General features: G+C 41.4%; 14 protein-coding genes. 12 read left to right on the top strand and 2 right to left on the bottom strand.

Annotated elements, in window-relative coordinates:
- The first annotated feature begins 91 nt into the window (after positions 1-91).
- From holA to trmB, 9 genes are all read left to right on the top strand, one after another.
- Complete coding sequence (holA, locus tag LN995_RS02475) at positions 92-1,144, top strand: DNA polymerase III subunit delta (protein ID WP_229958058.1); 1,053 nt, start codon at positions 92-94, stop codon at positions 1,142-1,144.
- 233 nt (positions 1,145-1,377) lie between these two features.
- On the top strand, positions 1,378-4,542 hold the full coding sequence (locus LN995_RS02480; RefSeq protein ID WP_229958059.1) for a tetratricopeptide repeat protein: 3,165 nt from the start codon (positions 1,378-1,380) through the stop codon (positions 4,540-4,542).
- A 46-nt stretch (positions 4,543-4,588) separates the two neighbouring features.
- A complete protein-coding gene (locus tag LN995_RS02485; RefSeq protein ID WP_229958060.1) occupies positions 4,589-6,277 on the top strand; it encodes a TonB-dependent receptor in 1,689 nt (562 codons plus the stop codon).
- Between the two features lie 5 nt (positions 6,278-6,282).
- The gene (locus tag LN995_RS02490; RefSeq protein ID WP_229958061.1) at positions 6,283-7,434 is read left to right on the top strand and encodes an HU domain-containing protein; all 1,152 of its coding nucleotides are present in this window, start codon (positions 6,283-6,285) and stop codon (positions 7,432-7,434) included.
- A 1-nt stretch (position 7,435) separates the two neighbouring features.
- Positions 7,436-8,146, top strand: coding sequence for a MotA/TolQ/ExbB proton channel family protein (locus LN995_RS02495; RefSeq protein WP_229958062.1), 711 nt, complete (start codon positions 7,436-7,438; stop codon positions 8,144-8,146).
- A 2-nt stretch (positions 8,147-8,148) separates the two neighbouring features.
- Positions 8,149-8,544, top strand: coding sequence for an ExbD/TolR family protein (locus tag LN995_RS02500; RefSeq protein ID WP_229958063.1), 396 nt, complete (start codon positions 8,149-8,151; stop codon positions 8,542-8,544).
- 9 nt (positions 8,545-8,553) lie between these two features.
- Positions 8,554-9,477 carry a hypothetical protein gene (locus tag LN995_RS02505; RefSeq protein ID WP_229958065.1) on the top strand — a complete coding sequence of 308 codons (924 nt, stop codon included), beginning with the start codon at positions 8,554-8,556 and terminating at the stop codon, positions 9,475-9,477.
- A gap of 18 nt (positions 9,478-9,495) precedes the next feature.
- The gene (locus tag LN995_RS02510) at positions 9,496-10,788 is read left to right on the top strand and encodes a bifunctional folylpolyglutamate synthase/dihydrofolate synthase (RefSeq protein WP_229958067.1); all 1,293 of its coding nucleotides are present in this window, start codon (positions 9,496-9,498) and stop codon (positions 10,786-10,788) included.
- A 3-nt stretch (positions 10,789-10,791) separates the two neighbouring features.
- Positions 10,792-11,445, top strand: a complete 654-nt coding sequence (gene trmB / locus LN995_RS02515; RefSeq protein ID WP_229958069.1) for a tRNA (guanosine(46)-N7)-methyltransferase TrmB — start codon at positions 10,792-10,794, stop codon at positions 11,443-11,445.
- A gap of 85 nt (positions 11,446-11,530) precedes the next feature.
- Here the strand turns inward: trmB and LN995_RS02520 are convergent, their stop codons facing one another.
- The gene (locus LN995_RS02520; RefSeq protein ID WP_229958071.1) at positions 11,531-12,403 is read right to left on the bottom strand and encodes an alpha/beta hydrolase; all 873 of its coding nucleotides are present in this window, start codon (positions 12,401-12,403) and stop codon (positions 11,531-11,533) included.
- A 239-nt stretch (positions 12,404-12,642) separates the two neighbouring features.
- A complete protein-coding gene (trpF, locus tag LN995_RS02525; protein WP_229958073.1) occupies positions 12,643-13,263 on the bottom strand; it encodes a phosphoribosylanthranilate isomerase in 621 nt (206 codons plus the stop codon).
- A gap of 236 nt (positions 13,264-13,499) precedes the next feature.
- Here trpF and mnmA point away from each other — a divergent pair, with 236 nt between their 5' ends.
- The 3 genes from mnmA to LN995_RS02540 are packed head-to-tail and all read left to right on the top strand — an operon-like array spanning position 13,500 to position 17,019.
- Entirely contained in the window at positions 13,500-14,627 is a 1,128-nt protein-coding gene (gene mnmA / locus LN995_RS02530) for a tRNA 2-thiouridine(34) synthase MnmA (protein ID WP_229958075.1), read from the top strand.
- Positions 14,628-15,344, top strand: coding sequence for a hypothetical protein (locus LN995_RS02535; RefSeq protein ID WP_229958077.1), 717 nt, complete (start codon positions 14,628-14,630; stop codon positions 15,342-15,344).
- 4 nt (positions 15,345-15,348) lie between these two features.
- The gene (locus tag LN995_RS02540) at positions 15,349-17,019 is read left to right on the top strand and encodes a S8 family serine peptidase (RefSeq protein ID WP_229958079.1); all 1,671 of its coding nucleotides are present in this window, start codon (positions 15,349-15,351) and stop codon (positions 17,017-17,019) included.
- The last annotated feature ends 34 nt before the right edge of the window (positions 17,020-17,053 follow it).

Genomic DNA, 17,053 nt, shown 5'->3' on the forward strand with positions numbered 1-17,053 from the left:
TTAAATTTGTAGCCTTAAGTCAGGCATACACGGAACAGCTGTTTCCCAATAGTGCTTAACTGACTTTACCTGATTATATGACCAAAAAAACATGGCGCACACACCCGAAGGCATACTGGAGCAGCTAAAGAACAGGCAGTTTGCCCCTGTGTATTTTCTGCAGGGAGAAGAGCCTTTTTATATTGACCTTATTGCTGATTATATAGAGGAACATGCATTGCAAGAGCATGAGAAAGGTTTTAATCAGGTGGTGGTGTATGGTAAAGATGTGGACGTAGCTACTATATTGTTGCAGGCCAAGCGCTTTCCTATGATGGCTGAAAAGCAGGTAGTAATCGTAAAAGAGGCGCAGTCTGTACAAGACCTGGAAAAGGAGGAAGGGATGAGGCAACTGGAAACTTATTTACAGAACCCATTACCTTCTACTATTCTTGTTTTCTGCCATAAGTATAAAACGCTCGATGGTCGGAAGAGCCTTGCAAAAGCTGTAACCAAACATGCCATACTGCTTACTACAAAAAAGCTTTACGAGAACCAGGTGCCCGCATGGGTAAACAGTTACATAAAGTCAAAAGGGCGGCAGGCTTCACAGCAGGCTGTGCTAATGCTGAGTGAGTACATTGGGGCTGATTTGTCAAGGTTAGCCAACGAAATAGACAAACTGCTGATTAACCTGAAGCTGGGCCAAAGTATAGATGAGCGGGTTGTGCAGGATAATGTTGGCATCAGCAAAGAATACAATATCTTTGAGCTGCAGTCTGCTCTCATAGCCCGGGATGCTTTAAAGGCAAACCGTATTATTAACTATTTTGAGGCGAACCCAAAAAATAATCCACTTATACCGAACCTATCCCTGCTCTTTAATTTCTTCACGAAGCTCCTGAGTTTGCATACATCTGCAGATAAGTCAGAGGCTGGTATCCGGAAGAGTTTAGGGAATCGGGCCTTTCTTGTGAAAGAGTACATGCAGGCGTTGCGGGTGTTCCCTTTGCAGCGTTCTGTTGATATTATTCATTTTATCAGGGTGGCTGATTTACAGGTAAAAGGTATAGAAGGAGGAGACATGACTGATGCGGATATTCTTAGAGAGTTGGTTTTTAAAATATTACATCCGGTTCCCCGTGCCATGGCTTCTTTAACTTAGATATAATTTTAGTTGCGGTACAATATTTAAGAGGCTATCGCCATTATATAGTTATAATGCCATGTTTAGAGAGGCTATCGGGAGAAAAGATGTAAGGTAGATGGCAGGTCTTCTTTTTTTATTAACTTTGAATGAGGTAAACTGACAAATAAAACCTTATCTCAAATCTCTGAAGAATTACATCTTAATTAAGATACGATTAATTTTGGCCTGACAAGGCGGAAAAGAAAAATATGAAGATAGCATACAAAGTAGCGCTTGCTTCTGTGCTGGCCGGAGGCTCCCATGTAGTGGTGGCGCAGCATACGCAGGTTTTTACCTCAGATGAGAAGTACTTTCACGAAGGTGTAGAATTGTTTGACCGTGCAAAATATGGTTCGGCCCAGGAGGCGTTCAGAAAGTACATTAACCTGATCGGTGACGATGCAAGAACTGCTGATGCACAGTATTACTATGCCTTAAGTGGTTTGTACCTGTTGCACCCCGATGCAGAGCAGCTTATCCTTAACTTCACGCACAAGTTTCCTGCTCACCCTAAAACGGCTCTGGCAAACTATGAACTTGGCCTGTACTACTTCGAAAAGAAAGAGTATGAAAAAGCAGTAGAGTTTCTGAAGCAGGCTCCAGAGCATTTGCTAAGCATTAAGCAGAATAATGAACTGGAGTTTAAGCTGGGCTATTCCTATTTTGCTACCAAAGATTTCGATAACGCTAAAATCTACTTTGATAAGAACAAAACAACTGGGTTTAGAGAAGATGAACATCGCTTCGCTTACGCCTCTAATTACTATGCCGGTTATATTGCCTATCGCAATGGCGACTATGCTGCTGCAAAAACAGACCTTAAGATAGCTGAGAAAAATGAAGCGTATGCGAACATTGTTCCTTATATGATCACAGAGATACTTTATAAGGAAAATGATATCTACGAGTTGATCAGGTATGGAGAGGCTGCCTTAGCCAGAACGCCTTCGGTACAACAGGCAGATGAAATTGCCTTGCTAGTTGGTGACGCTTACTACCAACGAGCTGATTATAAAACCGCTGAAAAGTATTTTTCACAGTACGCACAGGGCAAACGATCTTTAGACCCAGTTGTACAGTATAAAATTGGCCTTACAGATTACAAGAACAATAATTACAAAAATGCTATTGCAAACCTTAAAGTAGTAGCCCTTAAGAAAGATGCCATGGGCCAGAGTGCATCCTACTACCTTGGTCTTAGCTATCTTAAAGAAAATACCAAGCCGTTTGCCATGACGGCTTTTGACCAGGCTCGCAAGAACGACAAAGACAAAGACATTACAGAATCAGCAACGCTGAAGTATGCTCAGGTAAATTATGAGTTGGGTAACTTAAGAGAAGTTATTAATTCGCTGGCAGATTTCAATGAGAAGTATCCTGATTCAGAGCAAAGTGCTGAAGCAGACGATTTGCTGAGTGAGGCTTATTTTAACTCTAATAATTATGCAGAAGCTATTCGCCACATTGAAAGTCTGCCTAAGAAAAGCTGGCGCATCCTGCAAACATACCAGCGTGTAACTTACTACCACGGTGTTAACCTGTTTAACGATGCAAAGTTCCCACAGGCTGTGCAGATGCTGGATAAATCACTTCAGTACCCATATGATAAAGGCGTTACTGCTGCGAGCCATTTCGTTAAAGGAGAGGCATACTCTATTGGCCAGCGTTATAATGATGCCATTAACAGTTACGGAGCTGTTTTTCGTACAAGCCCAGGCACTAAGGAAGACTATTATATTAAGTCCCGCTATGGTATAGGGTATGCCTACTTCAATACCAAAGAGTATGAAAAGGCTATGACGCATTTTAAAGCTTATTTAGACGCGATTCAGCCAAGTAACCCGAACTATAACGATGCTACACTACGCCTTGCTGATACCTATTATGTATCGAAGAATTATAATGAAGCGCTGAAATTGTATGAGCGTGTTGTTGCTTCCAGTTCTCCGGACCGGGATTATTCACTCTTTCAGAAAGGTGTGCTACTGAGTATCAATAATAACAACGAGAAAGCAAAACAAAACCTCCAGGAGCTGATTTCAAAGTTCCCAAATTCCCGCTATCGTGATGATGCGCAGTATCAGTATGCTTTAATAGATTTTGAGGCAGGTAACTATCCTGCTGCTATTACTGGGTTCACCACGCTTATCCAGAATATGCAGGACAGCAAGCTGGTACCAAACGCTTTGCAGAAAAGAGGTATTGCTTATGCCAACCAAGGGCGTGCCAGTGAGGCTATCGCAGACCAGCAGCGAGTTATAAACGAATTTCCTTCATCTAGTGTAGCAAGCGGTTCTTTATATAGCTTACAGGAAGTGCTGGGTGCTGAGAACAGAAGCAGTGAGTTTGATGATTACCTGACTAAGTTTAAAACAGCTAACCCAGAAAGCAATGCCTTGGAAACAGTTGAGTATGAAGCTGCTAAGACTTTGTATTTCAATGAAAACTATAAACAGGCTATTGCTAAGCTTGAAAGTTACCTGAAGTCTTATCCTAAGAGTTCCTACCAGGCAGATGCACGTTATTACTTAGCCGATTCTTACCTGCGCGAAAATGATGTGCAGACAGGTTTGCAGCGTATGAAGCAGGTAATTACGGAGAACCGTTCAGAATTCGTAAACAGGGCTATACAACGTGTGGCTGATCTGGAATTTGAGGCTAAGAATTATAAAGAGGCGATAAAATATTATACGCGTCTGCGTGACCTCGCCAGTAACCGTAAAGAGCAGGCAAATGCGTTGGTTGGCCTGATGCAGAGCTACTATAAAACCAATGACTATACTGCTTCCAAGCGTGTAGCAAATGAATTGATCAGTCAGGGAAACGCTTCGCTTAATGCCCTGAACTCTGCTATGTTATATCGTGCTAAGTCAACCTATGCTCAAGGTGATTTAAACCAGGCGCTTTCAGAGTTGCGTGAAACGGCTAAAGCAGCCACCGATGTAAATGGAGCTGAGGCACAATACCTGGTGGCTGAAGTATTATATAAGCAGAAAAAATACAAAGAGTCGCTCGATGCTGCTTACGAATACAATAGTAAGTTCTCAAATTATGATTACTGGTTGGGTAAATCATTCCTGGTTATTGCTGATAATTATCTTGCCCAGGACGAACAGTTCCAAGCGCGTGCTACACTTAACTCTATTATAGAGGGGTCTCCTGTTAAAGAAATTGTAGAGGAGGCTAGAGTTAAACTCGCTAGGCTGAATGAGGATGGAGGCAAAAAGACGAGTACACCGGCAGGTGTACAGAATCTGAATTTAGTGCCTGACTCTAATTCTACACAGGATGCTTTGCCAGACTCTACCATTGAAATACTACCGGACACTACTCAGCAGATATTACCGGATTCAACACAAAATGAGCAGGACTAGCTAACACAATTTAGTTATTACAATTAATCAGAATTGAAGTATCATCATGAAAAATAAATTAAAATTAGCCTCTCTTGCCATTGTTCTTAGTGTTGGGTATAGCTTTATGAACGAGGCGCATGCGCAGAACAATAACTGGGGCGAAGCTACTAAACTGGAAGATGCACAGGTAGTAGTGGAGAAGAACAGGGTGATTGAACTCCCCCAGGCAGCGCGAAACTTTGAGAAGTTTCGCGTAGAGCAGCCCGAGCAGGGGGAACGGAATGTGCGGTACCGTTTTATTGATTACCGCTTGCCTTCCCAGGATATTAACCTGCAGATGAAGGTGCTTACCATTAAACAGGATGAGCTTACAAAATTGTACGGTAACTATCTGAAAGGTGGTATCGGCAATTATGCCTCCCTTTACCTGAAAGGCTACTTCCACAACAAAAGAAGCGATGTCGGGGCTTATGGTGCTGAAGTAAGCCATATAGCTTCGGCCAAAGGACCTGTAGACAAAGGTAATTCTGCTGTGGCAAACAGTAGAATTGGCGTACACGGAGAGCGTTATTTAAAATATACGACTGTTGGAGGTAGTTTAAACTATGGTCGGGATAAGTACCATTATTATGGCTATGATCCTGCTTACGGTGCTGAGATAGACAAAGAATCCATTCGTCAGGTATATAATCGTTTTGCTGTTAACGGGTTCCTGCATAACCAGAACTCAGGCGACCCCTTACTTTATAGAGGAGACATTGATATTAACTACCTGAATGATCGCTATGAGATGAGCGAACGAAATGTAGCCTTAAAATTACGCACCGACTACAGTATAGATAAGGAAGCGGGTTTTCATGTTGATGCTGATCTGTCATTTCTGTCACATAAAGACTCTGCTGATGTAAGCAGAACCTTCTTTAAAGTTAGCCCGACGTATGAGAGGCAGTTAAATGCTGTTCGTTTGTCTTTAGGAGCTAAAATAGCTTATACAGGCGACACAGTAAATGATGCCCGTAAATTTAATGTTTATCCAGTAGTGCGGGTTGACCTTACGCCGATTGAAGATAAGCTGTTGATTTATGCAGGTATGGGTGGAGATCTTGAAAGAGTTACTTTATATAAGCTTACGGAGGAGAATCCATATTTGGCACCGAATGTACGTGTCGCTGATTTAAACAAAGGGCTGGAGATTTACGGTGGTTTCTCTGCGAACATTGCAAACTATGTACATCTTACTGGGCGTGTAGCTTACCAGAACTATCGCAACATGTACTTCTACAACAACTCTGCATCAGATTCAACTAAATTTGATCTGGTTTATGATGATGGTGTGACAAATGTTTTAAATATTTATGGAGAGGCCGTATTTAATTATTCAGACGAGATTCGCATTGGATTAAAAGCTGATTATAACAAATATAACATGGCTTCCTTAGAGCAACCCTATCACCGTCCGCAGTTCATGAGTAGCATTTATGGTACCTACAACTTCTATGATAAGATTCTCTTTAACGCAGAACTTTATTATATTGGAAGTTCTTACGGCCGCATCTTCCGCCAGGACGGCACATCAGTTTTGCGTGAGACTGATACAATAGTTGATCTAAATTTGAAGGGAGATTATAGATTCACAAATAATTTCACAATTTTTGTGATGGCAAATAACCTGCTTGGGAAGAAATACGAAAGGTTCTTAAACTACCCAAGCAAAAGCATAAATCTTATTGGAGGAGTAACTTATTCATTTTAAAGCCTATGGTTGAAAAGCATATTAAGTCATTACTATATGACCATGACTGCGTTATCATTCCTGATTTTGGAGGATTGATCACCCGCTATGTATCAGCCAGGATACATCCGGTGAAAAATGCGCTTATGCCGCCGTCCAAAAAGATAGCCTTCAATGAAAAGCTTACTTTGAACGATGGTCTGCTTATTAGCACCATTGCTTATAAAAACAGTCTTTCCAAAGAAGAAGCACAGCAGATAATCTTTGACTTTGTACGCCAGGCAAAACATAAGCTGAATGCAGGCAACCGCTTTGAGCTAAGTGGCATTGGAGTTTTTAAGTACAATGCAGAGCAACGGCTTGAATTTGAATATGTGGAGAGCGATAATTTTCTCGAGGATAGCTTCGGCCTTCCTGAATTAGTGGCACGTCCGCTACGAGTGGAAGACCCTGCAGTACTTCGTACACTTCTGAAAGAGCGTCATCAGCAATTGCCGGTAACTAGCAAGAAAACCTTCAAAGGTCGTTTAAAACGCTTCACAAGAGTGGCAGCAAGCCTTTCTATTGTAGGTTTAACAGCATCTGCTTTGTACTTTCTCTCGCTTCAGACAGATTATAACTTAAGCAGCCTAAACCCAATCTCTTTGTTTGGAGGCAATCATGCGGCAGCTAATAATTTTATTGCCAAACGCTACGCTTCAGATTACGTTCCCTTTACCTTAGATGAGCGCTTGGCAGCTTACGATAAAATTATGCCGGCAAATAATATTTATGACGCTGAAGCTGAACTTGAAGAAGAAAATTCTGCTTACGAATTACCCGTAAATAATGAAACTTTAGGTTTAGAAGAGGTTGCTGAACCTGCAGTAAAAGAGGAAGTTAAGGTGTCTGAGGTGCCTGTTGAGGATGAAAAGACTAAAGAGCCTGTTTTGACAATTAAGGAGAAAACAGGACGTTCATACATCATAACAGGAGGTTATTCTACACTGGAAAATGCTGAACTTAGCCGTAAAGCTATTGCTAAAAAAGGCCATGAAGCTAAAGTTATTCTGCCAATGCATGGTAGCAAGCTTTTCAGGGTAGCTGTAGCAGACTTTGCTGATAATAATGAAGCTAAAGAAGAATTAGGCAACTATAAAAAATCATTCGGAGAAACAATTTGGGTACTTAACTATTAACATGACATCTCTCTTATTACAAATTACCACTTCGGCTCCCGCCGATACTACAGCAGCCTTAGCCGATGGTGCTGAAGCTTCTGCTGAAAATTCTGTTCACCTGATTGATTTGGCTCTGGCCGGTGGCTGGGCAATGATTCCCTTGGTTTTACTGTCGCTGGCAGCTGTTTACATTTTCTTAGAGCGTTATCTTACTCTTAAAAAAGCTGCTAAAAATCCTGAAGGCTTTAATGAGCGCATCAAGAGCATGGTATTGGCTGGCGATATCAACGGAGCTAAAATGCTTTGTGCCCAAACTGATACTCCAGTTTCCAGAATGATTTCTAAAGGTATTTCCCGCATTGGTAACCCTCTAAAAAACATCGAAACATCTATTGAGAATGTCGGTAAAATAGAGATCAGTAAACTTGAGAAAAATCTTTCTGCGCTGGCTACCATAGCGGGTGCGGCTCCAATGCTCGGTTTCCTTGGTACAGTAACTGGTATGATCGGTGCATTTATAGCTATTGCGCAGGCAGAAGGTTCTGTTAGCCCGAAGCTTCTTTCTAGCGGTATTTATGAAGCCATGGTAACTACAGCGACGGGCCTTATTATTGGTCTGCCAGCTTATATCGGCTATAACTATCTGGTGTCTAAAATTGACAGTATTGTTCATTCTATGGAATATTCTTCTATAGAGTTCCTTGATCTTTTACAAGAACCACAACTATAGCGATGAATCTCCGCTCAAGAAACAGGATAAATGCAGAATTTAGCATGTCGTCTATGACCGACATTATCTTTCTGTTGCTTATCTTCTTCATGCTTACTTCAAATTTTGTAACTCCATCTGGCTTACCTGTTAGTTTACCATCAAGTAAAGCTTCTAATATTGTAATGCAGAAAATAAGCATTACCATTACACCTGACTTAGAGTATTACTTGAATGACCAACCTGTTGCGCTTGAATCTATTGAGCCACAGCTGGCAGAGCTTTTGCAGGGAACAGAAGAAGGAGTAGTAGTGTTGCACGTAGATAAAAGTGTACCTGTTGAGCACCTGGTAAAGGTGGCAGGTATCGCTACAAATCTAAATGCTAAAGTAACACTGGCTACTGTGCCAGCAGAATAAGTTTTCATTATGGCTATAGCTCAATCACAACAGGAAGAGAAGAATAAGCGCATCGCGGCAGGCCTAAGCATAGGTTTGCATGTGCTTGTTTTGCTTTTTCTGCTATACATGCTAGCTTGGAAAGCACCTGGTCCACAGGCACCGGAAATGGGCATTGAGCTTAACTTTGGTATGGATGCAGTGGGCAGTGGTGATATACAGACTACAGCTAGTGCAAACGAGTCTAAAAACACACAGGACAGTAAACCTGCTCCAACTGAACCAGAACCTGTTCAGCCTCCTGATCCGCAACCTGTAGCACAGCCTACACCTCCAGCTCAACCTGTAGAAACTCCTAAAGTAGTTACTACTACAGCTGAAGCACCGGTTTCTGTAAAAGAAGAAGTTAAGCCGCAGCCTAAACCGACACCTACCCCCAAAGAGGAAGTGAAGAAGCCGCAACCTAAAGCGCAGCCTAAAGAAGAGGTAGTTAAGAAAGAACTGGAAAAGCCTCGTTCCCTTTACCCAGGCAAACCAACCGAGAGCACCGGGAACGGTAAAGCCGGTTCGTCTGATGATGCTACTGGTAACAATAACGGTGACGATACAGGCAAAGTAGGAGACAAAGGCTCACCTGACGGAAAGCTGGACTCTAAAGCGCTTTACGGAAAATCAGGTGGAGGCAGCGAGGGGCTTAACTTGCCAGGTTGGCGCTATGATATTGAACCAAAAAGAGATCCGTACAATAACGAAACGGGTGTTGTAAAGTTTAACATTAAAATTGATGCAGATGGTAACATTGTATCTGTAACTCAGGTTGAAAGCAATGTGTCGCCTCAGGTTGCGGCATGGTACCGCAATCAGTTACAAAAAACTACTTTTAGCCGGACAGGTTCTGGTTCGACTAATGTAGGAGCCAGTGGTACAGTTACTTTTGTTATCAGATCCCGCTAAAATAACTTTTTATATTCCATGACTTATCAAGAGTGCCTTGATTATCTTTACCAGCAATTGCCGATGTATCAACGCATCGGCAATGCTGCTTTTAAGAAGAGCCTGGACAATATTATAGCCCTATGTGAGGAGCTTGGGCAACCACAGCATCAGTTTAAAACCATACATGTTGCGGGAACAAATGGAAAGGGCAGCAGCTCTCATATGCTGGCTGCAGTACTACAGGAATCAGGTTACAAAACAGGACTTTATACGTCTCCCCATTTAAAATCTTTCACTGAACGGGTACGGATTAACGGGCAGGAACTGCCTAAAAAGTACCTTGTTCAGTTTGTAGAGCAGTACCAGCAATTGTTTGAGCGCGTGAAGCCGTCTTTCTTTGAAATGACAGTAGCGCTTGCTTTTAAATATTTTGCAGATGAGAAAGTGGATATAGCTGTAATAGAAGTAGGGTTGGGAGGTAGGCTGGATTCTACTAATATCATCACTCCTGAAGTTTCTCTTATCACCAATATTGGCTTAGATCATCAGGCTCTTCTCGGCGATGATATTACCACTATTGCTTCTGAAAAAGCAGGAATAATAAAAGCTGGAGTGCCTGTTGTAATTTCGACGAAGCAGGAGGAAATCGAGGCTGTTTTTGAGATCAGAGCTGCTAAAGAGGGAGCACCTTTATATTTTGCTACTGATAACTTAAGAGTAGAGCTGATACATAGCGATATGCAGCAGCAGGTTTTTGATGTTTTTGAAGATGGTTTGATTTATCTCAAAGATCTTGAAATTGACCTTGCCGGCATCTATCAGCGGAACAATTTACCTGGTGTGCTGAAAGTGCTGGAGCTTTTACATCGCAATGGTATCTGTATTACCTGGGAAGCTTTACGTAAAGGTTTGGCTAATACTAAAAGTATAACAGGCTTAAAAGGGCGCTGGCAGGCACTTTCTGAGAAACCGTTAACTATTTGTGATACAGGTCATAATATTGATGGTATGAAACAAATTGTTTTGCAGTTAAAAGAGATGCATGCTAATCAGGTTCACTTTGTTTTTGGCGCTGTAAACGATAAAGATATAACAGGTATACTGGATTTACTGCCCCCTCATTACCGGTATTACTTTTGCCAGGCTAATATTCCTCGTGCTTTGCCAGTAAAGGAGTTACTGGAGAAGGCACAATTGGTTGGGCTTAATGGCGATGCCTACGAATCGGTAGCTATGGCCATTAACGCTGCTAAAGCTAGTGCGGCCCCCGATGAGGTTATTTTTATTGGAGGTAGTACCTTTGTAGTTGCAGAGATTGAAGAACTTTAATAAATGGGAAGATCAAAACTAGCTAAGTTTGCTGCTATAGCTGAAAGAGAAAATGTAGTACAGGAAGGTGACGAGCTTTATGGGAAGCTGTCTGGTAAGTGGCGTGATATATATTTTGAAAACAATAATCCGGTAATCTTAGAAATTGGCTGTGGACGGGGAGAGTATACCATTGGTATGGCCCGGCTGTTTCCTGATAAGAACTTTATTGGTGCCGATATAAAGGGTGCCCGTATCTGGAAAGGGAGTACGATGGCTGTTGAAGAGGAACTGGATAATGTTGCTTTCCTTCGCACTTTTGTTGAAAGAATAGATGAAAATTTTGCTAACGGGGAAGTAGACGAAATTTGGGTTACTTTTCCTGATCCTCGTCCAAGGGACCGTGATATTAAACGTAGGCTTACTTCACCTCGTTTTTTAGATCTTTACAAGCAAATACTAAAGCCAGATGGCATAGTGCACCTAAAGACTGATAACCTGGAGTTGTATAGATATACCTTAGAAGTATTGCAGGAACGCCCGGTAAATAACCTTCTTCATACGGAAGATCTTTATAATTCTAACTTGCAGGAGTACACCATGGGCATTTATACGACCTATGAAAAACGCTATCTGGAAGAAGGAATTCCAATAAAATACCTTCGGTTTCAGGTATAAGCAATAGAGTAATCAGTAAAAACACAAAGCCCAGTCTATTATATGATTCAAACAGACCGGGCTTTGTGTTTTTACTGATTGTTATCTATTTCTGAGAAGTAAATGTTTCTGGTACAAAATCATTACTGCTTAACCAGTTCAGACATCTTTCAAACCAAATATCTTTTGTTGTGTTGTTGATCAGCCCAAAACCATGGCCGCCATTCTGGTACAAATGCATTTCTGCTGGTACGTTGTTACGTAACAGTGCCTGGTAAAAAACAATACTATTTTCTGATTTCACACCATTATCGTCAGAGGCGTGCACCAGAAATGTTGGTGGTGTTTGCAGTGTTACCTGATACTCATTCGAATATTTCTTTATTTTCTCTGGTGAGGCATCTTTACCTAAAAGATTTACAAATGAACCTTGATGCGCTATGTCTGCATTGCCGCTGATAACCGGGTATATGAGCAGCATAAAATCAGGGCGAAGGTTTGTGTTTTTAGTATTTTCAATGTATGACTGCTGGAAATGCGTACCTGCTGTAGAAGCTACGTGCCCACCAGCTGAAAAACCCATGATGCCCACTTTAGCAGGATCAATATTCCATTCATTAGCCCTTTCCCGAACCAGTAGTAGTGCCTGCTGTGCATCCTGTAGCGGAGCAATTTCAGGCTTGGTTGAGGTTTTGACATTAGGCAGGCGGTATTTAAGCACAAAAGCTGCTATCCCTTGTTCATTAAATTTTTTAGCAACATCGTAGCCTTCATGTGAAGCCGCTACAATAGCATAGCCGCCGCCAGGGCAAATGATAACTGCAGTACCATTTGCTTTATCTTTAGGCGGTAAATATACTGTTAAAGTCGGTTTACGAATGTTGCTGATACGTTCTTTTCCACCTTGCACAGTAGTAACTTCTTCGTCAGGGCCTGGAATTTCATTCGGTATATCATTAGTGTACAGAGGAATTTCCATTTTGCTTTTTTGACTATAAGCTTTTGTAAAGCACAAAAGTGATAAAGAACACATAAGGAGGATAATCCTGCTTTTTTTCATAGGATCAAAGTTTAATTTGGAACAAAATCAACCAGCACCAGGCTTTCTTCATCTCATTAATCCTTCTCCATTCCCAGCTTGCCAGAGGTTAATACACTGATATAAAGCTATACAAGTTAATGATTTTATGATATGATAACTTTTTCTAGTGAATTTTTCTATTCCTCGATCTCATCAAAAATATCCTGTAGTTCATCAAAATCTTTAAGCCCCGGCTTTATTTCATGCCCACCTTGTAAACCTATACCTTCTGGTTTTATAGTATTCAGTATTGTATTTACATTATCTTTATTCAACCCAAACCCAATGTATATCGGATACTTCTTGGCAATGTTTTTTAGAAATTTAGTGTTTGTGTTATCAATCGTTTCAAAATCAGAAGAAAATATGATAAAGTAACTTACAACAGAACTATAAAGCTCCATCATTTCCAGTAACTCGCTTTCTACTGTGTCTTTATTTATGAAGACTTTCTGGATAACAGGGCGGTTGATTTCCTCAATTTCATCTATCAGGTACGGGGTGTTCAGCTGAATATAGTCTAAACCAAACTCATCCGCCATTTCATTGATTACTTCCGGCTTTGCACGTTCAAATTCTCCTGCTAATTTAACACCAGAAACCCAACCTATAATTTCTTTAACAGTTTCTGCCTGTACACGTTCTGTATCGTCTAATTTCAAGTTGAAGCCGATAATGTCTACGCCCATGCCAGCACAGTAGCGTGCATCACTTAGGTTGTTAATGCCATTAACTATTACAGAGGTACGAAAGCTCATAAAATATTATTCTTTATAGTTAAATAAGATGTTTTACTTTGTTTTGGGTCAAAATAAGCTTCATTTTGGGTGGAAAGCCACCTTTTTCAGATATTTTTTCTGAACTTTTATAGATGGTTCTAAACTTTGTCGAAAACCAGTAATGCAATATTTGGACTGCTGAATCTTTATTGCTGCCCTGTTGTTGCTATATTTGTAAAAAATTATAACACGAACTTTTATTTCTTTTTACATAGATGAGTAAATTAGGAAGGGTACTGGTAGCCATGAGCGGTGGTATAGACAGCTCAGTAGCTGCTGTTATGCTGCATGAGCAAGGCTATGAAGTTATCGGTATGACCATGAAAACATGGGATTATGCCTCCAGTGGTGCCAGTAAAAAAGAAACTGGCTGCTGTAGCCTTGACTCTATTAACGATGCCCGTGATATTGCTGTTAAACTAGGTTTTCCGCATTATATTATTGATATCCGTAACGAGTTTGGGGATTTTGTCATTAATCATTTTACTGATGAATACCTGGCTGGGCGTACGCCAAACCCATGTGTACTTTGTAATACGCACATTAAGTGGGATGCACTGCTGCGTCGTGCTGACCAGTTAGGTTGTGACTTTATTGCCACAGGGCATTATGCTAATGTGCGGGAAGAGAATGGCCGTTATGTCATATCGAAAGGTTTAGATGAGCATAAAGATCAATCGTATGCTTTGTGGGGCATTTCGCAGGAGAGCCTTAGCCGTACGATATTCCCACTGGGAGGCCTGCGAAAAGCTGAAATTCGCCAGATGGCTCTGGATCGTGGGTTTACTGCTCTTGTTAACAAGCCAGAATCTTATGAGATTTGCTTTATCCCGGATAATGACTACAGAGGCTTCTTAAAGCGCCGTGTAGATGGTCTTGCAGAACAGGTAGCTGGTGGAGAGTTTGTCTTGGAAAACGGCACAGTTGTAGGGAAACATGAAGGATACCCTTTCTATACTGTAGGTCAGCGTAAAGGCTTAGGTGTTGCACTGGGTTTTCCCGCGTATGTTACCCGTATCGAAAAAGACCATAACAGGGTAGTGTTGGGTAACTATGAAGATTTGGCTAAAAATGCCATGACCGTAGGCAAACTGAGCATGGGCAAATATCCGGACCTGGTAGATAAACCTATAGCAACAGTTACAAAAGTCCGCTATAATGACCCAGGTACAGAGGCAATTATAGAACAGGAGGGTGACAAAATGAAAGTCCACTTTCTGCATGGCGTACATGCTATTGCTCCGGGGCAAGCAGCTGTTTTTTATGAAGGGAACGATGTTGTAGGCGGTGGCTGGATTGAAACCAACTATAATTCTGACTATGCTTTAAGTATTCTTCAATAAATGAAAAAGGCACTGTTGCTGCTAGCTTTTGTAGCTGCAGTTTTTGAAGGATGTACGGAAAGTTCCATAGAACCGGACCCGCAGTTTTTTGGCTATGAATATTATCCGATTGCTGTTGGGGACTATAAAATCTATGAGGTAACGGATACGAAGTACCAGAATAATGTTGGTGTTACTGAGCACTTCCAATTGCGGGAGCGTGTGGATACATCTTTCCTGGATCAGACAAACACACTCAGCTATAAAATTATTCGTTCCATCCGGCAGGATGCTAACAGCAACTGGCTTGATGATTCTGTGATGGTGGTGACAAAGTCTGACAACAGCCTTATCCTTATGAAGGATAATCGAAAGCGAATTAAATTAATATTTCCGGTAGAGAACGGCAAGCAGTGGAATGCAGATGCTTTCAACGCCAATGAGGCAGAAAGCAAAGATGAGTTTTATTATTCTGACGTAGCTCAGCCATTCACTGTTAATGATCAGCCCTATGATACAACTGTTACTGTTGTACAGGGTATTCCAGCAAATAATATTGTAAAACTGGACGATAAGAAAGAGGTATACGCAAAAAATATTGGAATGGTGTACCGTCTTTTTAAAAGGCTTTCTTATTGTAACCAAACAGAATCCAGCGAATGTGATTTAGGCTCAGGCTATATTATTGATGGACATGAACGGCAGGAAGTTTTAATTTCATATGGTAATTTAAGGTAAGAATATGCGACTTCTGCTCCTCTATATCTTTTTTTTGTTACCGTTACCTGCCACATTCGGGCAGGGGCAAACAAGTGAGGACGTAGAAGGGCAGAAGCGCCTTATTTACTTTACAGATAAAGTTAACACTCCTTATTCTATAACTGAGCCGGAGCAATTTTTATCTTCCAAAGCCATAGAAAGGCGCAGCAGGCAAAATATTGCTGTTACTGCCCGTGATCTTCCTGTTGATCCTGCTTATGTAGCTGCTATAAAGCAACTGGGCGTGGAGGTTTGGTATACTTCACGTTGGTTTAATGCTGCAGTTATACAGTGTATTGATGAACAGTTGCATCAGGTAGAGGCGTTGCCTTATGTCCGCTCTTCACGAACCTTAAATAGTGTTTTATATCCTCAACAAGCCAGGGAAAGCTCTTTAAGACTTAAGACCGAACAGGAGTTTGCTTCTGCAGCAGCTGCAGAGCTTGATAGTAGTGATTATAGCCAGGCTTTTCACCAGTTAAACATGTTGGGTGCTCTGGACTTGCAGACTGCAGGATATCGTGGTGAGGGCATGACTATTGCTGTTTTAGACACTGGTTTTCCTGCCGTAAATACAATCACAGCTTTTTCTCATTTGTTTGGTAATAACCAGTTAAAGGGTACATTTGATTTTGTGTTAAAACAGCAGGATGTTTTTACCGGCAATTCTCATGGTACCAGTGTCTTGTCTACCATGGCAGCTTATGCACCCGGTGAATTAATAGGCACTGCTTACAAAGCTAATTATCTGTTATTCAAAACGGAGGACGTTACCTCTGAACAACAGATGGAAGAAATAAACTGGCTTCTGGCTGCAGAATTTGCGGATAGTGCTGGTGCAGACGTTTTAAACTCCTCACTGGGTTATACTACTTTTGATTCTCCCTCTGTTAGCTATACATATGACCAGCTTAACGGATATGAGGCTCTTGTAACAAAAGCCGCTGATTTTGCGGCAGCTGTCGGAATGTTAGTGGTGGTAAGTGCTGGCAACGATGGAAATAAGTCCTGGCGTTACGTGTCGGCTCCTGCTGATGCTGATTCTGTTCTTACAGTTGGTGCAGTAGACTCACTTGGTATTCGTGCCTCTTTTAGCTCCTTTGGGCCAACAGCAGACGGGCGCATTAAACCTGATGTTGTCGCCTTAGGAACCAGAGTTGCTGTTTTAAATGCTTTAGGAATTGTTATAAGAAGTAATGGTACTTCTTTTTCAGGACCGGTTATAGCTGGTTTTGCAACCGGAATATGGCAGGCCTATCCTCAGAAAACAAACACAGAGATTATAGAACTATTGAAGCAAAGTGGCTCAAATGCTACTTCACCGGATAATGCCATTGGGTACGGAGTGCCCAGCTACACCCGAATGCAGGCTCCTGCTGGTTTATTTGCAGCTTCTGAAAATGATCATATACTTATCACTAATCCGGTGCATCAGAAGGAAATTGTGCTAACACTAAACCAGTATTGGGTACAGAAACAGGTAGTGGTAACTATTTTTGATACTACGGGTAAACTTATCTTCAAGCAAACTTTCCCTCCAAATATAAGCAGGTATGTACTCGGGCTACAGCCTGCAATTTTAAAGCAGGGTTTGTACTTGTGCCGTGTTAGATCTGGTAGCCGTAGTAGCACCTTAAGGTTTATTAAACTATAATCTGGTTGCTAGCTTTCGCTATTTTGTCTTTTGC

It is taken from the genome of Pontibacter silvestris, assembly GCF_020907275.1.
Lineage (GTDB): Bacteria > Bacteroidota > Bacteroidia > Cytophagales > Hymenobacteraceae > Pontibacter > Pontibacter silvestris.